A 17,950-nucleotide genomic window follows, 5' to 3' on the forward strand; every position below is an offset into this window, starting at 1 on the left:
GGATGGCGATGCGAAAGATCACGATCATCGGTGGCGGACTGGGCGGGCTGGTCGCAGCCATCGCGTGCGCGGAGCGCGGCGCGAAGGTGACGCTGCACGAGGCGCACTCCTCGCTCGGCGGCCGGGCGCGCGGCACGGCCGCGCCGTACGTCGCGCACGAGGGGGCGCACGTCTTCTACGCCGACGGTCCACATTGGACGTGGCTGGCGGAGCGCGGGATGGTCGCGCCGCTGGGGCGTCCGCCCGCGCGGGCGGTGCTGCGCGCGTCGGTCCGCTCCGGCGGGCGGCTGCGGCGCACGGTTCCCGCCGGTTTCCTGCGGATGGTCGCCGACGTCCGCCGCGAGGCTCCGGTGGACGAGGACTTCACGACCTGGGCGTCGCGCCGCTACGGGGAGCGGGCCGCGAGGGCCGCCGCGAGCGCGATCGGCGTCGCCACCTACGACGCCGACACCGGCAGGCTCTCGGCGGCGTTCGTGTGGGGGCTGTTCCGGCGGGTGTTCGCCCCCGCTCCGCCCGCCGTGCGCTGGGTGATCGGCGGGTGGCAGCGCACCGTCGACCGGCTGGCGGACCGGGCGCGCGAGCTCGGCGTCCGGGTGGAGCTGCGGTCCCGGGTCACCGAACTCCCGTCCGGGCCGGTGATCGTGGCGACTGAGCTGGCCTCGGCGCGCGCCCTGCTCGGGGACGAGTCGCTGACCTGGGAGAGCGGCCACTGCGAGCTGCTGGACCTCGCGGTGCGCCGCGACCGGCGGGACCAGTTCATCGTCTTCGACCTCGACGAGGGCGCGTTCCACGAGTCCTACTCGATGCAGGACCCGACGGTCGCCCCTGAGGGCGAGTCGCTGTTCCAGCTCGACATCCCGGTCCGGGCGGGGGAGAGCCGCGCGCAGGCGCGGCACCGGCTGGAGCGGTTCGCGGACCTGGCCGTGCCGGACTGGCGCGAGCGCACGACCTGGAAGCGGGCCGCGAGCGCCCGGGGGCGCACGGGCGCGCTGGACCTGCCGGGCCGGACCTGGCGCGACCGGCCCGCGATCGAGCGCGGCGACGGCGTGTTCCTGGCCGGGGACATGGTCGCCGCGCCCGGGATGCGGGGCGAGATCGCGATCAACAGCGCCCTCCGCGCGGCTGAAGGGGCCTCGAATTCCTGAGGCCGCGGGGGTTCGCGCGGGACTGCGGCACCGGGCGGGGCCGGGTGTCGGTTTGGTCGGGCCGTGCGGGGCTCGGTGTTGGCTGGGTCGGGCTGCGCGAAATCGGGTGTCGGTTCGGTCGGGCGGTGCGGGACCGGGTGTCTGTTCTGCCGGGTCGTGCGAAATCCGGTGTCGGCTCGCCCGGGCGGCGCGGGACCGGGGATCGGCTCGGCCGAGTCGTGCGGAACTCCGCGTCGGCTCGGCCGGGCGGTGCGGGACCCGGTGTCGGCTGGGTCGGGTGGTGCGGGGCTCGGTGTCCGTTCTGCTGGGCGGTGCGAAATCCGGTGTCAGCTCGTTCGGGCGGCGCGGGACCGGGTGTCGGCTCTGCCGGGTCGTGGGGAATCCGGCGTTCGCTCGGCCGGGCGGCGCGGGACCCGGTGTCGGCTCCGCCGAGTCGTGCGGGACTCGGCGTTGGCTCTGCCGGGCCGCGCGAAACGGGGCGTTCGCTCGGCCGAGCGGTACGGAACCGGCTGTCCGCCCAGCCGAGCCGCCACGAAACCCGGTGCTCGCCCAGCCGAACCGCCCGGCACCCGGCGTCGGCTCAGCCGACGAGGGCCCCGAGGTCGTCGGCCGAGCGCAGCTGCGCTGCCTCGACCTGGACCTGGCCGCCCACCAGCGCGTCCAGCGCCTCGCCGTCGTCCCAGAGGTTGACGTTCATCGCGGCCTGGACTCTCCCATCGCGCAGCCAGAACGCGATGAACTCCCGTGCCGAGGGATCGCCGCGCACCACCAGCTCGTCGCTGCGCGGGTCGGCGAGGCCCCGGTACTCCATCCCGAGATCGTATTGGTCCGTAAAGAAGTAAGGGCTCCGGCGCCACGGCTGTTCCTCGCCGAGGAGGTTCGCCGCCACGTGCTTGCCCTGGTCGAGGGCGTTCGCCCAGTGCTCCACGCGGATGCGCCCGTGGACCGGGTGCTCCGGTGCGGCGATGTCACCGATGGCGAAGATCTCCGGGACCGAGGTGCGCAGCGTCGCGTCGACCGCCACGCCGCCGCCCGGAACCTCCCGGGTCAGCGCGAGGCCGGCCCGCTCGGCGAGTTCGAGCCGGGGCGCCGCACCGACCCCGAGGACGACGAGGTCGGCGGGCAGCTCGGTGCCGTCGGCCAGCCGCACCGACTCCACCGCGTCGCTGCCGCCGAACCCCGCGACGCCGACGCCCAGCCGCCAGTTCACGTCGTGCTCGACGTGCAGGCGGCGGAAGACCTCGGCCATCGACTCGCCGAGAACTCCCAGCAGCGGAAGGGGAACCGGGTCGACGACGGTGACCGACGCCCCGTGCGAGCGGGCCGCGGCGGCGACCTCGCAGCCGATCCAGCCCGCGCCCGCGATGACGACCCGGCGGCCCTCCCGGAACTCGCCGCGCAGCGCGAGCGAGTCGTCGATCGTGCGGAGCTTGTGCAGCCCCGCGAGCTCGCTGCCGGGCACGCTCAGCGAGCGGGGCCGCGAGCCGGTGGCCAGCAGGAGGCGGTCGTAGGGCTGCTCCCGCCCCTCGGAGTCGCGCACCGTCCGCTCGGCGGCGTCGATCTCTTCCACCGCGGTCCCGGTGCGCAGGTCGATGTCCTTGTCGGCGTAGAAGCCCTCGTCGTGGACCCGCACCGGCTCGTCGGCGTTGCCCAGCAGCACGTCCTTGGACAGCGCGGGCAACTCGTACGGCAGGTGCCTTTCCTGCCCGAACAACACGACCTCACCGTCGAATCCCTGCTCTCGCAACGCCCCGGCGGCGGTGGCGCCCGCCATTCCGGAACCGACGATGACCACCCGTGCAGGAGCCGCCATGGTTTCCTCCCGAGCTGCGGCGATGTTTCCCCCGACGCTATCGGTAGTCCGGTGCTTCCGCAGGCGTGTTCGGCCGCGCGTTCGAGTGCGGGCAGCCGAACGCACCCGCGCGGTGCGGCCGGCCGAGGACCGGCCGCGCCGGAGCTAGGTCCGCAGGTGCGTCAGAGCGTCCTCAGTGGACAGATGGCCGCGGTCGCGGTCGCGGTGCCAGCGGGCGAGCACCGCGGCCGTGCTCTCGGCCAGGTCCGGAGGAAGTCCGGCCCCGCGCAGGGTGTCGGCGACCTCGGCCATCTCCGGACCCCACCGCCACGCCCGCGCCGCCACGTTCGGCACGAAGTCGCGTTCGGCGAGGATCCGGCCCGACATCAGCTCGGCCTCCTCCAGCAGCGCCTCGCCGACCCCGTGCTCGTCGGCCAGCGCGTGCGCGAGCCCGGCCAGCACGCGGCTGCTCTTCTGGAACGACGCGAACGCCATCTTGACCGCGCTGGCGGCGCCGAGCCGGTCGCCGTGCCGGACCGGCTGCACGGCGGTGCCGGACACCAACGACGCCACGACGTCGAGGTGCCCTGGCGCTCCGGACAGGTGCAACCGCGCGCGGTTGCGGCGCGGTTTCGGCGGCGGGCCGATGATCGAGGCGTCGACCACCTCGGCCCCGCCGACCGCGACGACGTCGGCGACGCGCAACAAGGTCTGCGGGCTGATCGCGTTGGCGTCGACGAAGATCCCGCGGTACCCGGCCTCGGCGACCTCGCGGGCGACGTCCTCGGCCGCCGCGGGCGGGCAGATCGACAGCACCACGTCGCACTGGTCGAGCATGGTGCCCAGGTCGCCGACCGCGCGCAGGTCCGCGTCCTGCGCGCGGCGGCTGCTGCGCGCACTGCGGCCCTCGGGACACCACACGACGTCGTGCCCGTTGCGGCGGATCTCGGCGCCGACCGCCGCGCCCATCTCACCGGGGTGGAGCAGTCCTGCCGTGCTCATGCGCGCTCACTCCGGCAGCCCGGCCGGCGCCGGGGCGTCGCAGAAGGTGACGATCTGGTCGTGCAGGTCCACCGCCAGCGCCGAGGTCTGGAACCGCGGCCGTTGCAGCGTCCCGGTGAGCTGCCGGAGCCGCCGCACGACGCTGTCGGTGCGGCGGCGGTGCGCCACCGCCAGCACCTGCTGGACCTGGTCGGCCGCGCCCTCCAGGTTCTCCTGGCCCAGCCGCGCGGCGGCCAGGTCCAGGCGGGCCAGGCTCAGCTCCCCGAGCCGCCGCCGCTCCGGCGGGTCCTGCTGGTAGAGGTCGATGGCCTTCTCCGCCTGCCGTTCGGCCTTGACCAGGTTGGCCGGATCGCCCAGCCACAGCCGGGCGGTGGCGCCGTAGAAGGTCTGCTTGGCGGTCGGGAACGCGAGCATGCCGCCGGGGTAGTCCTCGCCGAGGACCTCCTCGCGCGCCCGCTCGGCGCGCCGCAGCGCGTCCTCGGTGGCGCGCTCGTCGCGGAGCCTGCCCTGCGCGCGGGCCTCGATCGCGGCGAGCCGGACCCGCGCGGTGCCGTTCTCCGGGACGTAGTGCCAGCCGTCGGCGGCGAGCTGGACGGCGTCGCGGGCGCGGTCGTCCCAGTAGGCCACCAGGCTCTGGGTGCCCCGGATCCACGCGCGCAGCGAGTTGCTGCCCGCCAGCTCCGCGCACAGGAACGCGGTCCTGGCCTGGGTCTCGGCCGCCGACAGCCAGCCCAGGTCGAACGACGCGTTGGCCAGCGCCCCGCAGACCACGCCTGCGACCAGGTACAGCTCGCGCGCGTGCTCCGGCCGCTGCCTGCCCTCCAGCAGGTCGAAGGTGCGGTTCCGCAGCTCGCGCAGCTCGGCGAACATCGGGTAGACGGGCCGGTTGGGATAGGTGGTGACGATCCGCCGCACATCGGCCCGGAACTGCTCCAGGGTGTGCGGACCGACATTGCTCTGCTCGGCGAACTGCCCGAACCGGGCGGACTCGGCCGCGGCCATGGCGACCTCCCCTTCGATCGTCAGGTCCACGTCTTCGGCACGCGGTGGACCGGCTGTGCTGGACGCTGCGACGCCGTGCCGTTCGGTCGCCGGCTGGTAGCGCGGCGGACCGAGCAGTTGTTCGGCCGACTCGCCGAACATGTGCTCCAGCACCCGGCAGGTCGCCGGGTGCGGAAGACCGCCGACCCGGCCGGCCATCCACCGGCCGGCCTGCCGTTCCGAGACCGCGTGCGCCCCGCCGGTCTCGCGGGCCGCGGCGGCGAAGTCGGCGCAGAACTCCTGCACCGTTCGGCGGTTCTGCCGCACCAGCTGCTCCAGGCGGGTGCGGTGCGGGGACAGGGGCTCTACCACTTCCGCACCTCCTCGGACCGGTCATCCGGCGTCCTCAGCATCGGCTCAGAGTACGAAGTTAAACATCCGGTTCCGGCAATATGTCAGGAAAATGTCCGGCGGATGCGGGGAAGTGTCTTCGCCGAGTCCTTCAGGTCCGCAGCACACTCTCATGAACATCGCTATCGGTGGAGGTGGAAGTTGGTGTGTGCTCGGGACGACCTGATCCAATGGCATGTCCGGGAGGTCCGCTGCCATCGCGGCGGGCAGGTGTTGGTTCCCGCGGCGCAGGTGCCCTTCGGGCGGTTGCTGCCGTACCGGCGCGCGGCGGGGGAGCAGCCCAGGGCGGGCTGCGCGGGACTGGTCCGGTCCCGCGGCTGGATCGCTGACCTCGGACAGCGCGGCACCAGCGAACTGCTGCTCGGGCTCGCCGCCGCGGCGGCACTGCAGGAGCTCACGCCCGGGGTGCCGTTGCACTACGACGGGCCGGAGGCGAAGCTGATGCGCCGCTGCGGCCTGCCGGTGGAGTCCAGCGAGCACACCTGGGGTCCGCACGTGATCCGCACGGCGACGAGGTCCCCGGTCCGGTTCCGAATCGATCCAGCCGAATCCCCGGCCTGGCTCGACGAGGTGGAGCCCGGGCAGATGGAGGTGCACTCGGCGCTGCCGATGCGGCACTACCTGGCGATCGAGCAGCGGGTCGGGCAGCGCCTGTCCCGGGACGCGACGCCGGCTCCGGTCTTCCCCTCGCTGGAGAAGCGCGTGCCCTGGCACGTGGTGTTCGTGACCACCCCGGGCTGGCCGCGGCACCTGGACTTCCGGGTCGACGACTTCGCCGAGGTGGCGAGCGAGCTCATGGCAGCCAACCCGAGCGCGCCGTGGCGGTTCACCGTGATCACCGGCCGCAACAGCGCGGTCCCGCCGGTCTTCGACGGGCTGCCCGCCGACGTGCTGTGCGATCCGCCCGCGGGCGACTGCGTCGACCTGTTCGCATCGGCGGACCTGGTCGTCGGCACCGACGTCGGGCTGACCCAGCTGGCCGCCCTGTGCACCCGCCCGGACGGGACCACACCGCAGGTCGTCGTCCTGCACGCGCGCAGCTCCTACACGAAGTGGACGACCGGATCGGCGAACCAGCACGCCGTGGCGACCCGCTTCGCGCAGATGCTCGCGTTCGCCGACCGCACCGCCGAACCGGCCGAACTCGCCGACCCGGCCTGGATCGAGTCGGCGAGCCTGCGCAGGATCTCCCGGTTCCTGGTGGCCGAGTTCGCGTCGAACTGCGCGGGCTGGCGGTAGCCGCGCACCGGCAGGTGTGATCGGCGGGCGGAGGGGGAACCCGGGCGGCAGACCTCGATCGGAAGGGGAGCTGCCGTGGGTGTTCTCAGCTGGATCGTCTTCGGGCTGATCGCGGGGGCGATCGCGAAGTTCATCATGCCGGGCAAGGATCCCGGCGGGATCATCGTCACGATCATCATCGGTGTGCTGGGCGGCCTGCTCGGCGGCTGGCTGGGCAGCGCGGTCAGCGGCTCGGGGGTGTCGGGGTTCAACCTGATGAGTTTCGTGTGGGCGGTCATCGGATCGCTCATCCTGCTCATCATCTACCGGCTGATCTTCCACCGCGCCAGGGCGTGATGGGGCTGCGCGGGCTCGGCCTCCGACGTCCGGTCGGCCTGCCAGAACCCCACGAGATCGGCGTAGAGGGGGCTGCGGACCAGCAGGTCCGAGTGGCTGCCGAGGACGGCGGTCTCGCCGTCGAGCACCAGGATCCGGTCCGCTCGCAGTGCCGAGCTCATCCGGTGGGCGAGCACGACCAGGGTTCCGCCGCGCCGCTGGAAGGCGGTCTCCGCACCGGCCTCCGCGTCGGGATCCAGGTGGCAGGTGGCCTCGTCCAGCACGACCACGCGGGCCGGTGACAGCCAGACCCGGGTGAGCGCGAGGAGCTGGCGCTGGCCCGCCGAAAGCGTTCCCGCCCCGGGCGGGATCTCGGCGTCCAGCCCGCCGAGCCGGTCGATCAGCTCCCCGGAACCGACTTCCGCCGCGGCGTGCTCGATCTCGGTGGTGGTCGCGCCGGTGCGCAGCAGGGCCAGGTTTTCCCGGACGGTTCCGGCGAAGACGTAGGCCTCCTGCGGGATCAGGGCGATCTCCCGGCGGAGCCCGGCGACGTCGTGCACCGGCACGCCGCCGAACAGCACGCGCCCCCGCTGCGGCTGCGCGATCCCGGTGAGCAGGTCGGCCAGCGTCGACTTTCCGACGCCGCTCGGGCCGACCACCGCGAGGTGCGCGCCCGCCGGGATGTCGCAGCTGAGATCGGCGATGACCGGCGCGGCGTGCGCGGAGTAGGAGAACGTCACCGCCTCCAGGCGCAGGTTCCGCCCCGGTGCGGGGATTCCGGCCCGCGTCGCGGTGGGCGGCGGTCCGCCGGTGACCTCGGCCAGCCGGGTCAGCACGACCCCGAGCGTGACCAGCCAGGTGCTTCCGGCGTTGACCAGGAACCGCAGCGCGGGATCGAGCTGCTGCGACAGGTAGACGACCGCGCCGCCGATGACCCCGGCCGTCGCGAAGTGGTGGGCGATCAGCCAAGGCGACATGACCAGCAGCACGAGCAGCGGGACGTGAACGCCGGCGACCAGAACGAGCACGCGCGCCACCCTTGCGCGCGCGTACGCGCGTCCGGCCTCGGCGTTCTCCGCGACCGCGGCCGAGACCGCCGCGGCGGCCCGGTCCTGGGCTCCGCACGCCACCACGTCGCGGACGCCTTCGAGAACCGGTTCCGCCGCCGCGGCGACCCGCTCGCTGCTGAGGATCACCCGCCGCTGGCGGTCCACCAGCGACCGCAGGACCCAGGCGAAGCCGAGCACCGCGACCAGCACCATCGGCGCGACCAGGGCCGCGACCACCGGCGACAGCAGCGCCAGCCCGGCGACGGCCACGAGCGCGGTGAGGAACTGGCGGGCGTTGCGAAGCACCGACGAGACCATGCCGCGCACGGTGTCGACCTGCTCGGTCGCGTGCGCGACACCGGCTCCGCCGGGCGCGGTGGCGGCGGCGACCGAGCGGCGCACGGTCGCGGTGATCACGCCGGTGATCAGCTGATCGCGCAGCGGCTCGACCACGTCGGCCAGCCAGGGGTAGAGCCTGCGGGTCGCCACCGCCGCCACGCCCTGCACGGCGGCGAACAGCAGCAGCCATCCCGCACCGATCCACGGAAGACCGGCGAGGAAACCGCGGTCGATGGCGGCGGCGACGAGCAGGCCGGACAGCAGCGGCGGCGTGGCCTCCACCGCCGACCACAGCGCCAGCCGCCCGAGCGCGCGCCGGTGCGGCAGGAGATGGCGCCGCAACAGGCAGAAACCGTCACGCACCGAAGACCTCCCGGTAGGCGGGGTCGAGCCACAGTTCGTCGTGCGGGGCCAGCGCCCGCACCCGGCCGCCGTCCAGCCACGCCACCAGATCGGCGCGGGCGGCGGTCCCGGCCCGGTGCGCGACCAGCAGCGTGGTCCGCCCGGCGAGCAGCTTCTGCAACGCGTGCGCCACCTCCATCTCGGTGGCCGTGTCCAGGCTGCTGGTCGCGTCGTCGAGCAGGACGATCCGGGCGTCGGTGAGCATCACCCTGGCCAGGCCGAGCCGCTGGACCTCACCGCCCGAGAACCTGGCTTCTCTCAGCGGAGTGTCGTAACCGCCGGGAAGCCTGCGGATGAAGTGGTCGGCCTGCGCTGCCCTCGCCGCGCGCCGCACCTCGGCGCGCGAAGCGCCGGGGCGGGCGTAGGCGATGGTGTCGTGGATCGTCGCGCCCAGCAGCGCCGGGCGTTCGAAGGCGCAGGCGACGGCCTCGCGCAGCGCGTCCTCGGGGAAGTCGTCCAGCGGCGTGCCGTCGATGGTCGCGGTTCCGCTCTCCGGGCGCACCAGCCGGCCCATCACGGCGGCCAGCAGCGACTTCCCCGCGCCGCTGCGCCCGACCGCCGCCACGCTGAACCCGGCGGGGATCGTCAGGTCGACGTGGTCGAGCACGAGCTGCTCGCCGGAACGCACGGTGATGCCGCGCAGCTCCACCCGGCCGTCGCCGACGCGCCGCGGCTCGGACGCGACGGCCGGGGCGGGAGCGGACAGGACGGTCGCCACCCGGGTCGCACCGATCCGCGCGGTCAGCAGCTTCACGATGCTGTCGACCGCTTCGAAGCTGCCGACCGCCAGCAGCACGTAACCCGCGGCGGCGACGAGCTCACCGGCGCTGATCCGCCCGGCGGACAACCCGAACCCGCCCACGCACAGCACGGCGATCTGCAACATCGGGATCAGCAGCAGGAGTTGCCAGCTGACCTGGGCCTGCGCCGCCCAGACCTGGCGCCCGGTCTCGTTGAGCCGCGGCACGGGCCGGAGCACCCGCGCGGTCTCGGCGTCGCGCACACCGCTCGCGCGGATGGTGCGGACGCCGCGCAGCGCGTCCAGCAGCCGCGTCACGACCTCGGCCTGCAACTGCTGGTAGCGCAGGAACGGCCCGCCCGCACCCGCGACGAACCAGCGCACGATCAGCACCGCGGGCGGGATGCCGACCAGCAGGGTCAGCGCCAGCGTCCAGTCGATGAGCGCCAGCGCGACCAGGCAGCCTGCCAGCATCAGGACCGAGACCCCGATGGTGATCAGCACGCTGAGGAAGGTCGCCGGTCTGGCGGCGTCGGCGGTGAGCCGGGAGAGCACGTCCCCGGCCGCGAACCGGCGGCGCCCTGGCACCCCCAGAGCCAAGGCATGCCGCACGAGCCGGTTGCGCAACCCGGCGGTCACGTCGGTGACGTAGTAGGCGTTGGCCAGTTCCGCGCCCGCGTCGGTGACGGTGAGCACCAGCACGGCGAGCGCGGCGACCAGCACCGGACCGGTCGCCCCCGAACCACTGACCGCGGCGTCGATTCCCGCCGCGACCGCCGCCGGGAGCGCCAGCGCGGCGGCGGACTTGGCGATCACCGAGACGACCAGCACAACGCTCCACAGCGGAGCATCGCGGACACCGGCGAACAGCAGCCCGCGCCCGGCCGCGGCGTCCTCGGACTCGGCCCGGTCCGGCGCGGCGAACCGGGCGAAGCCGCTGCGGGCCGCCCAGGAGGTTCCGCCGGCCATCAGGCTTTCCGCCCGGTCGCGCGCGAGCGGGCGGAAGTGGCCGCCTCGCAGCCACTTCCGCCCGTCAGCCTCTGATCGGCGGTCACTACAGGGTGACGGCGAGGCACGAGTCGTTGGTGAGGATCAGGCAGTCACCACCGTCACCGCCGTCACCACCGAACTGCACGCCGTCCTGGTCGACCGGATCGGTCTCGGGAAGCTGCTGCAGGGCGCTGACGTCAAGCTCGAATTCCTCGTACATCTCAAACCTCCGGATAGTTCGGATTGCCTTTTCGTGAACGGATCAAGCGGGTGTCACCGGCGACCGCGGCGGATCCCGCGAGGGGCTCAGGTCCTGCTGCGCGCACACGTTCATGCTCGCCCCCATGAGCCGCAGAACCGGGTGACGGCGTCGCGGACCTCGCCGGATCTGCCGGTCACGACCTCGTGATGGCCCGCAGGGAGTTCCCGGTAGTCCAGGCGGTCGGCCGCACCGGACTCCAGCAGGCGGTTGCGCAGCGCGCGGGACTGCTCGACCGGGATCACCTCGTCGTCGGTGCCGTGCATCAGCAGCAGCGGCGCCGAGATCGAAGGGCACAGCCGCAGGACGTCGCGGGTTCCCAGATCGTCGTCGATCTCTTCGAGCGCACCCAGCTTCGCCGCGCGGCGGCCCACCCACGGCGCCCCCGCGCTGTGCAGCCGGGCTCCGGACAGCAGCGGTGCCAGTGCGACGCACGCCGACCACATGTGCGGGGCCGCGCTGGCGGCCAGCAGCGCGAGGAACGCGCCGTAGCTGACCCCCAGCACCATCGGCGGCGGCAGCCCGGCCCGCTTGGAACCCAGGTCGGCGGCGATCGCCACGACGTCGTCGAGGTCGGGCCCGCCCCAGGCGCCGATCACCGGATCCAGGTGCGCGCGGCCGTAGCCGGTGCTGCCCCGGTAGTTCGGCGCCACCACGCAGATCCCGGCCGCGGTGAGGTCCTGGAAGAGCGGTTCGAACTCCATCCGCCACGACGACAGCGGACCGCCGTGCAGCGCGAGCACGAGGCGGTCGGCGCGCGCCCAGTCGCTGCCGTAGACGATCGCCTCGACCTCGCCCGCTGCCGCGTTGAGCGGCACCAGTTCGGCTCCGGCCCAGTCCCGCGGGCCGGCATCGCCGGGCAGCACCGAAGGCTGCCTCCGCGGCGCGATCGTCAGCAGCGTGGTGGGCTGCGTCGGCGAGGTGAACGGAAGCCGGATCCCGTGGCGGGACCACTGCGCGGGGCCGCGGGTCACACCGGCCGGGATCGCGAGCGGCTCCAGCCGGTCGTGGTCCGGGCGGTAGACGTGCAGCGTGGACACCGCTCCCGAGTACCGCTGCACGAGGATCCGGTTCCCGCTCGGGTCGACGGCGAGCGCGGTGTGGCGGTGCTCGGAGGTGCGCAGCGAGTCCGGGAACCGGACGGTGTTGGCACCGTCCAGCCGCGCCCATCCGAAGCGCTCGGGCCCGCCGGCGTTGGTCTCGACGACGAGCAGCCCGGTGGCGGGGTGGAAGGCGATCACGCGGTCGCTGCTGTCCGGTGACAGCGAGAGCAACGTGCGCCAGCACCGCTGCCGCAGGTCCACCAGCACGCCGTCGCGGACGCCCGGTGCACTGGTCAGGTTGACCGCCAGCAGTTCCCTGCGGGCGTCCAGCCACACGCCGCCGGAGGCCGCGCCCGGCAACCGCACCACCGCCTCCGCGCCCCGGTCGCCGACCCGCCAGACGACCGACTCCGCCGCGCTCTCGTGCGTGATCAGCAAGCCCAGCGAGGACGAGTCCGGACCGGGCAGCAGGTAGCCGCCGAGCGCGGTCGGTTCGTGCAGCACGCGGCGCCGGCCGTCCCGCTCCAGCAGGGTCAGCGGACGGCGTTCGCCCGACTTCGGCAACAGCAGCACCCGGTCGTCACCGAGCGGCTGGGCCTGCCCGGCACGGCCCGCCGACGGTTCCTCGTGGCGCAGCCGCGCCGTGCCCGAGTCGAAGTCCCACACCTCGAAGGCGGTGTCGCGACCCCGCGTCCGCACGCACGCCATGCGCCGCCCGCCGGGGGCGAAGCCGAAGTTCGACCGCACCGGGGCGAGGTCGGTCGCGGTGCCGCGCAACGTGTTCATGGCCGGTCGGCCTGTCCGGTCGTCCACTGCCGGGGGCAGCCGTAGCGCAGCCGCAGCAGGAAGCCGAGGACACCGCTGAGCCCGTCGGCCCACTCCACCGACACCCCGCCCTCGGCGTCCGGGAACACCGTCAGCCCGTCGCGGTAGACCCGCCGCGCGAAGATCGCGTGCGCGATCCGGTGCGCGGTGGCGAGGTAGGCCGGTTCCTCCAGGTGATCGGCCATGTCGAGCAGGAACTCCGCGTTCCCGGCCAGCCCGTGGCACTGGCCGACCGGGCCCCGCCACGCGTGGTCGACGGCCGCCGCCGCGGCCCGCACCGCCAGGTCGCGCGCGGTCGGGTTCCCCGTGGCGCGCGCCAGCCGGACCAGGAAGGTACCGACGCCGGACGAGCCGCTGCACCAGTGCGGCAGCACCGGGCCCTTCCGGTCGGGCGAGGAGCGCCAGCGCGCCCCGCTGTCGTCGACCACGGCGTGCCGCTGCAGTGGCCGCAGCGCGCTTTCGGCGGCGTCGAGGTAGGCGGGCCCGCCGAGTTCGGCGGCGGCGAGCAGGAAGCAGCCGATACCGGCGGTGCCGTGGGCGAAGCCGTGGAAACGCCGTCCGGCGAAGTCGGAGTCGGCGTCGTCGGCGGTCTGCCAGAACGGCCCGTCCGCGTCCTCCCGCGCGGACCGGGACAACGCGTCGGCGCTCAGGCGTGCCCGCTTGGCGAACTCCGGATCACCGGTGACCTGCCAGAAGTGCAGCGCGGTGAGACCGAGGCCCGCCATTCCGTGCGTGATGTCCGGGCTCAGCCAGGTCGTGGGCAGCTCCTTGGCCAGCCGCACCGCGTGGTCGGTGGCCTCGTGGTCGCCGATCGCGGTGGCCGCGTCGTGCAGCGCCCACGCGATGCCCGCGCGCCCGAAGTACAGGCCCGGGGTCCGGAACGGATCCCGCTCGGCCCGCAGGCGCATCCAGTCCACGGCGGTCGCGATCGCCTCGGCGACCCGGTCCCCGCCGCGCAGGCGGTGGTACAGCGCGAGCGCCGCGAGCGGGCCCGCCGCGCCGTGCTGGAGGTTGCAGGGATCGTGGATGTCCCGCGCCACCGGCCAAAGCGCTTCCCCGTTGTGCGGGTCCATGGTCGCCAGCAGGTGATCGACGATGCCGTCGACGGCCTCCTGCCACTCCACCCCGGAGAAGGGTTCGCACCGGGCCGGACGCGGCTCCCGCCCGGGCGGTGCGGCGAGCACCTCCCGGACCCGCTCGGGTCCGGGCCGCGCGGCGGGATCGTCGTCCATCAGGCCGGTGATCAGCGAGGTGACCGGTGCCGGGAGTTCCACGGCGGAAACCGTCGGCAGCCACAGCGCGAGCCGATCCCGGAGCGGGCGTCCGGACGGCCTGTCGTCCGGGATGATCGGGTGCGCCCCGGTCAGGACGAACAGGATCGTCGCCCCGAGGGCGAAGAGGTCGGCGGTCGGCTCCGCCGGGTCGCCGCGCAGCTGTTCGGGCGCGGCGTAACCTGGGGTGCCGATGGCCGGCCGCTCGGCGGGCCGGTGCACCGGAACGGACAGCTCGAAGTCGATCAGCCACGGTTCGCCGTCGACGACCACGACGTTGTTGGGGTTGAAGTCGCGCAGCACGAGCCCCGCGCCGTGCACGGCCTCCAGCTTCGCCGCGAGCCGTGCGGCCATCCGCAGCCCGGCGGGCAGGTGTCCGCGCGAGCCGTGCTCGCGGATGCCGTCGACGACCCACTTCCGCAGCGGTGCGCCGGTCAGCTGCTCGACGGCCAGGAACACGTGCCCGCCGTGGTCGAACAGCGACACCACGCGCGGGCAGACGCCCAGCGGCGCCAGCGTTCTCAGCGCGTCGGCCTCGACGCGGAGCAGGTCCCTGGCATCGGTGCCGTCGGGACCGGCGGCGGCGTGCGGACGCGCTTCCTTGAGCACGACCTCGGCACCGGTGAAGGTGTCCCGCGCTCGGTAGACGCCGCCCTTGTTGGCGTGGCGGATCGCCTCCTTCACCGCGAAGCGGTCCCCGAGCAGGATCGGCTGCCGCCGTCGCCGTCGCCGCGGCAACGGCTCGGCGTCGGCGAACGGCGACCGCGCCCAGTCCGGCGGCGTGTAGCGCGCCTCGCGGCGGTCGGTCAGCGCCTCGCCGGACGGTCCTCGGATGATGTTGCGGTACAGCCCGTCGTTGGTGAGCACCCGCTGGTCGACGAACGAACCGTAGCGGTAGTGGACCAGGCTTCCCCGGCGGTAGGGCCGATCGGAGAGGATCACCGGTCCGTTGAGGCCGACGGTGGCCAGGTGCAGTGCTTCGGCCAGTTCCGCGCACTGCTCGTCGGTGCCCGGGTACACGGTGAGGAACTTGCCCGCGCTCGACCGCGGGGCGTGGCTGGAGTTCAGCGCGTGGACGCCTGCGAGAGTGGCGGCGAACTTGAACGGAACCCGCGCGTCCAGCAGCACCGGAAGACTGCGCTGGAGCACGGCGCCGGCGGTCGGGGTGGTGGCTGCCAGGTGCAGCTTCCAGCCCTGCCTGGCCATCGTGGACTCCACCGGCGTCGCCCGGCACCAGAACTCGTCCTCGCGCACCGCCCACGACGCGGCGGCGCGGACGCCGAGCGCGTCCCGCAGCAGCGGCACGAGACTGCCGTCGGAGCCGGGGATTTTCGCGTCGCACGACGGCATCGCACCGCTCGCAGGCGCACGTGACTCCTGCTTCATTCGCCCCTCCCCAGTGAGCCGACCAGCTTCTCCAATGCTGAGTTCGATTCGGCAGGTGCGCTCGCCGTGGCCGGTAGAGGCGGAGGTCCGCTGGGTGGACCGTGGGTAGGCGCGGAGGGGTGAAATGCATTCGAACGGGACGGTAACGCTCGCGGCGCCGGGGCGACGCGCTCGTGAGGAGTTCACGCAAGGGAGCCGGTCTCGGGCAAACGGTCACTCACCAGAGTGTTCCGTGGAGGGATCACAAGAGGACTTTGGTTTCTGTCCGAAGATGACGCCTTGCATCGAACGGGCTCGATTACCTGTTTGAGGCATCAGCGGAAAACGATGGCGGCCCGCCGTGCGGGGCCGCCATCGAACTGGATCTCTGTGTCCACTTCAGACAGTTGCTTGCTTTGTGCCAGGTGCTTGTCGAGAAGAAAATCCTTGTACTGCAACAGGAATCGCGAGAAGAGCCGCCGAAGCGATTCGGCGGCGCCGACCGACCTCACACCCGCTCGAACACCGCGGCCAGACCCTGGCCGCCGCCGATGCACATCGTCTCCAGCCCGTACCGGGCGTCCCGGCGGTGCATCTCGCGCGAGAGCGTCGCCAGGATCCGGCCGCCGGTCGCGCCCACGGGATGCCCGAGCGAGATCCCGGAACCGTTGACGTTGAGCCGGTCGAAGTCCGACGGTGCGAACTCCCATTCGCGGGTGCAGGCCAGCACCTGGGCGGCGAACGCCTCGTTGAGCTCGATCAGGTCGATGTCGGCGAGCCCGAGACCGGCCCGCTCCAGCGCGGTGGCCGTCGCCGGGACCGGCCCGATGCCCATCGTGCGCGGCGGCACGCCCGCCCGCGCCCACGCCACCAGCCGGACCAGCGGTCGCAGCCCGAGTTCGGCGGCCCGCTCCGGCGTCGTCACCACGCACACCGCCGCGGCGTCGTTCTGCCCGCTGGCGTTGCCCGCCGTGACCGTGGCCTCCGGGTCGGACTTGCCCAGCACCGGGCGCAGTGCGGCCAGCGATTCGAGTGTGGTGTCCGGACGCGGGTGCTCGTCGGCGTCGATGACGGTGTCGCCCTTGCGGGAGCGGACCGTCACCGGCACGAGCTCGTCGTCGAAGCGGCCCGCGGCGATCGCCTCGGCGGCGCGCTGCTGCGAGCGGACCGACAGCTCGTCCTGCTCCTCGCGGGCAATGCCGTACTCCCGGCGCAGGTTCTCGGCGGTCTCCAGCATCCCGCCCGGGACCGGGTGGTTGGCCCCGCCCGCGGTCACGCGCCCGCGCGCGAGCGAGTCGTGCAGCTCCAGGCCGCTGCCGCGGATGCCCCAGCGCGCCTCGGTGGTGTAGAAGGGCGCGTTGCTCATGCTCTCGGCGCCGCCGGCGAGCACCACGTCGCTCACCCCGGTCTGCACCTGCATGGCCGCGTCGAGCACGGCCTGCAGGCCCGAGCCGCAGCGGCGGTCGATCTGGGTCCCGCCGACCTCGACCGGCAGCCCGGCGTCCAGCGCCGCGACCCGGCCGATCGCGGGCGCGTCGGAGTTCGGGTAGCAGTGGCCGAGGATCACCTCGTCGATCGCGGAGCCCGGCAGCCCGGTGCGCTCCACCAGCGCGGTGATCACGGTGGCCGCCAGCTCGGCGGCGGGCACGGACTTCAGCGCGCCGCCGAAGCGGCCGATCGGGGTCCGCAGCGGTTCACAGATCACCGCATCGCGCATTGCTGCTCCTTCTCTCTCGAATCGACACCCTGACACTAGGCCCGCGAGAGCGTCCAATACCAAATCAGGCCCGCAGCAAGACGCCAATCGACATAATCGGTCGTCAGGGCGGCGTGGGCATGGCTTCCTCGGCGACGGCGAGCACGCTCCGAAGCGCCGGTGACGGGTTGTCCCGGCGCCAGGCCAGGGCGAACGACATCGGCCGGGCCGGTCCGGCAAGCGGGCGGAAGACCATGCCCTCGGCCTGGATGTGCTGCACCGACGACACCGTCAGCGTCACGCCGACGCCCGCGCCCACCAGGGCCAGGATCGTGTAGGAGTCCGGTGCCTCCTGCACGATCCGCGGGTTGAACCCGGCGGTGACGCAGGCGTGCACGAGCGCGTCGCGGACGGCGGAGCCGCGCGTGCCGGGGAAGGTCACGAACGGTTCGTCGGCCAGGTCGGGCAGGCTGACCTCGGGTTCGCCCGCCAAGCGGTGCTCGGCGGGCAGCGCGGCGACCAGCTGCTCGTGTTCGATCAGCCGCACGTCGACGCCGTCCCGGCGCACCGGCAGCCGCACGAAACCGAGATCGAGTTCGCCCTCGGCGACCTTGGTCAGCGCCTCCCCGGAATAGGTCTGCCCGCGCAGGACGAGCTCGATCCCGGGGTGGCGGGCGCGTACCGCCCTGGTGAGCCGGGGCAGCGCGTGGTGGCTGCTCGCCCCGGGGAAGCCGATGCTGACCCGGCCGGTCTCGCCGCGCCCGCCCGCCAGCGCCGCCCGGGTCGCCACGTCGAGGTCGGCCAGCACCCGGCGGGCCGGGTCGAGCATCGCCTGCCCGGCCGAGGTCATCCGGACCGAGCGGGTGCTGCGCTCGAACAGCTGCACCCCGAGCTCGTGTTCGAGCTGCCGGATCTGCTGGCTCAGCGGGGGTTGCGCGATGTTGAGCCGGGCGGCGGCGCGCCCGAAGTGCAGTTCCTCGGCGACGGCGACGAACCCGGCGAGATGGCGGAACTCCACGGCGCACCTCCCTCGATTGTTCGGCTTTCCATCTTACTGACGTCTCGATTCGGTATTGGACGCTCTTGG

At 73.6% G+C, this 17,950-nt stretch carries 14 protein-coding genes; 3 read left to right on the forward strand and 11 right to left on the reverse strand.

Going from position 1 to position 17,950, the window contains the following annotated elements; translation table 11 throughout:
* The first annotated feature begins 8 nt into the window (after positions 1 to 8).
* Complete coding sequence (locus tag ABD691_RS02010; protein WP_344677587.1) at positions 9 to 1,145, forward strand: FAD-dependent oxidoreductase; 1,137 nt, start codon at positions 9 to 11, stop codon at positions 1,143 to 1,145.
* 580 nt (positions 1,146 to 1,725) lie between these two features.
* On the opposite strand, the gene ABD691_RS02015 is transcribed toward ABD691_RS02010, so the two are convergent.
* The 3 genes from ABD691_RS02015 to ABD691_RS02025 form a co-directional block, all read right to left on the reverse strand.
* Positions 1,726 to 2,958, reverse strand: coding sequence for an NAD(P)/FAD-dependent oxidoreductase (locus ABD691_RS02015; protein ID WP_344677588.1), 1,233 nt, complete (start codon positions 2,956 to 2,958; stop codon positions 1,726 to 1,728).
* A 144-nt stretch (positions 2,959 to 3,102) separates the two neighbouring features.
* Complete coding sequence (locus tag ABD691_RS02020) at positions 3,103 to 3,939, reverse strand: NAD(P)-dependent oxidoreductase (RefSeq protein ID WP_344677589.1); 837 nt, start codon at positions 3,937 to 3,939, stop codon at positions 3,103 to 3,105.
* 6 nt (positions 3,940 to 3,945) lie between these two features.
* Entirely contained in the window at positions 3,946 to 5,292 is a 1,347-nt protein-coding gene (locus ABD691_RS02025) for an NsdA family TPR-like regulatory protein (protein WP_344677590.1), read from the reverse strand.
* Between the two features lie 183 nt (positions 5,293 to 5,475).
* Here ABD691_RS02025 and ABD691_RS02030 point away from each other — a divergent pair, with 183 nt between their 5' ends.
* The gene (locus ABD691_RS02030; protein ID WP_344677591.1) at positions 5,476 to 6,570 is read left to right on the forward strand and encodes a glycosyl transferase family 9; all 1,095 of its coding nucleotides are present in this window, start codon (positions 5,476 to 5,478) and stop codon (positions 6,568 to 6,570) included.
* A gap of 75 nt (positions 6,571 to 6,645) precedes the next feature.
* A complete protein-coding gene (locus tag ABD691_RS02035) occupies positions 6,646 to 6,906 on the forward strand; it encodes a GlsB/YeaQ/YmgE family stress response membrane protein (RefSeq protein WP_344677592.1) in 261 nt (86 codons plus the stop codon).
* Here the strand turns inward: ABD691_RS02035 and ABD691_RS02040 are convergent.
* The 8 genes from ABD691_RS02040 to ABD691_RS02075 form a co-directional block, all read right to left on the reverse strand.
* The gene (locus ABD691_RS02040) at positions 6,873 to 8,636 is read right to left on the reverse strand and encodes an ATP-binding cassette domain-containing protein (RefSeq protein WP_344677593.1); all 1,764 of its coding nucleotides are present in this window, start codon (positions 8,634 to 8,636) and stop codon (positions 6,873 to 6,875) included. The two genes, ABD691_RS02035 and ABD691_RS02040, sit on opposite strands and share 34 nt — an antisense overlap.
* On the reverse strand, positions 8,629 to 10,383 hold the full coding sequence (locus tag ABD691_RS02045; RefSeq protein ID WP_344677594.1) for an ABC transporter ATP-binding protein: 1,755 nt from the start codon (positions 10,381 to 10,383) through the stop codon (positions 8,629 to 8,631). Before ABD691_RS02045 ends, ABD691_RS02040 begins: the two co-directional genes overlap by 8 nt.
* Before the next feature lie 85 nt (positions 10,384 to 10,468).
* Positions 10,469 to 10,624: a VenA family class IV lanthipeptide gene (locus ABD691_RS02050; RefSeq protein WP_344677595.1), complete on the reverse strand. Its 156-nt coding sequence runs from the start codon at positions 10,622 to 10,624 to the stop codon at positions 10,469 to 10,471.
* Positions 10,625 to 10,734: 110 nt separating this feature from the next.
* Entirely contained in the window at positions 10,735 to 12,492 is a 1,758-nt protein-coding gene (locus ABD691_RS02055) for a S9 family peptidase (protein WP_344677596.1), read from the reverse strand.
* Positions 12,489 to 15,188, reverse strand: a complete 2,700-nt coding sequence (gene lanL, locus ABD691_RS02060; RefSeq protein WP_344677597.1) for a class IV lanthionine synthetase LanL — start codon at positions 15,186 to 15,188, stop codon at positions 12,489 to 12,491. Before lanL ends, ABD691_RS02055 begins: the two co-directional genes overlap by 4 nt.
* Positions 15,189 to 15,502: 314 nt before the next feature.
* Positions 15,503 to 15,679, reverse strand: a complete 177-nt coding sequence (locus tag ABD691_RS02065) for a hypothetical protein (RefSeq protein WP_344677598.1) — start codon at positions 15,677 to 15,679, stop codon at positions 15,503 to 15,505.
* A complete protein-coding gene (locus ABD691_RS02070; RefSeq protein WP_344677599.1) occupies positions 15,676 to 16,884 on the reverse strand; it encodes an acetyl-CoA C-acetyltransferase in 1,209 nt (402 codons plus the stop codon). Before ABD691_RS02070 ends, ABD691_RS02065 begins: the two co-directional genes overlap by 4 nt.
* Positions 16,885 to 16,987: 103 nt before the next feature.
* Positions 16,988 to 17,881 (reverse strand): LysR family transcriptional regulator, encoded by an 894-nt coding sequence (locus tag ABD691_RS02075; RefSeq protein WP_344677600.1) that lies wholly within the window; start codon positions 17,879 to 17,881, stop codon positions 16,988 to 16,990.
* Positions 17,882 to 17,950: the final 69 nt, after the last annotated feature.

The sequence above is a fragment of the Saccharopolyspora taberi genome, assembly GCF_039534165.1.
In the GTDB taxonomy this organism is placed as follows: domain Bacteria; phylum Actinomycetota; class Actinomycetes; order Mycobacteriales; family Pseudonocardiaceae; genus Saccharopolyspora_D; species Saccharopolyspora_D taberi.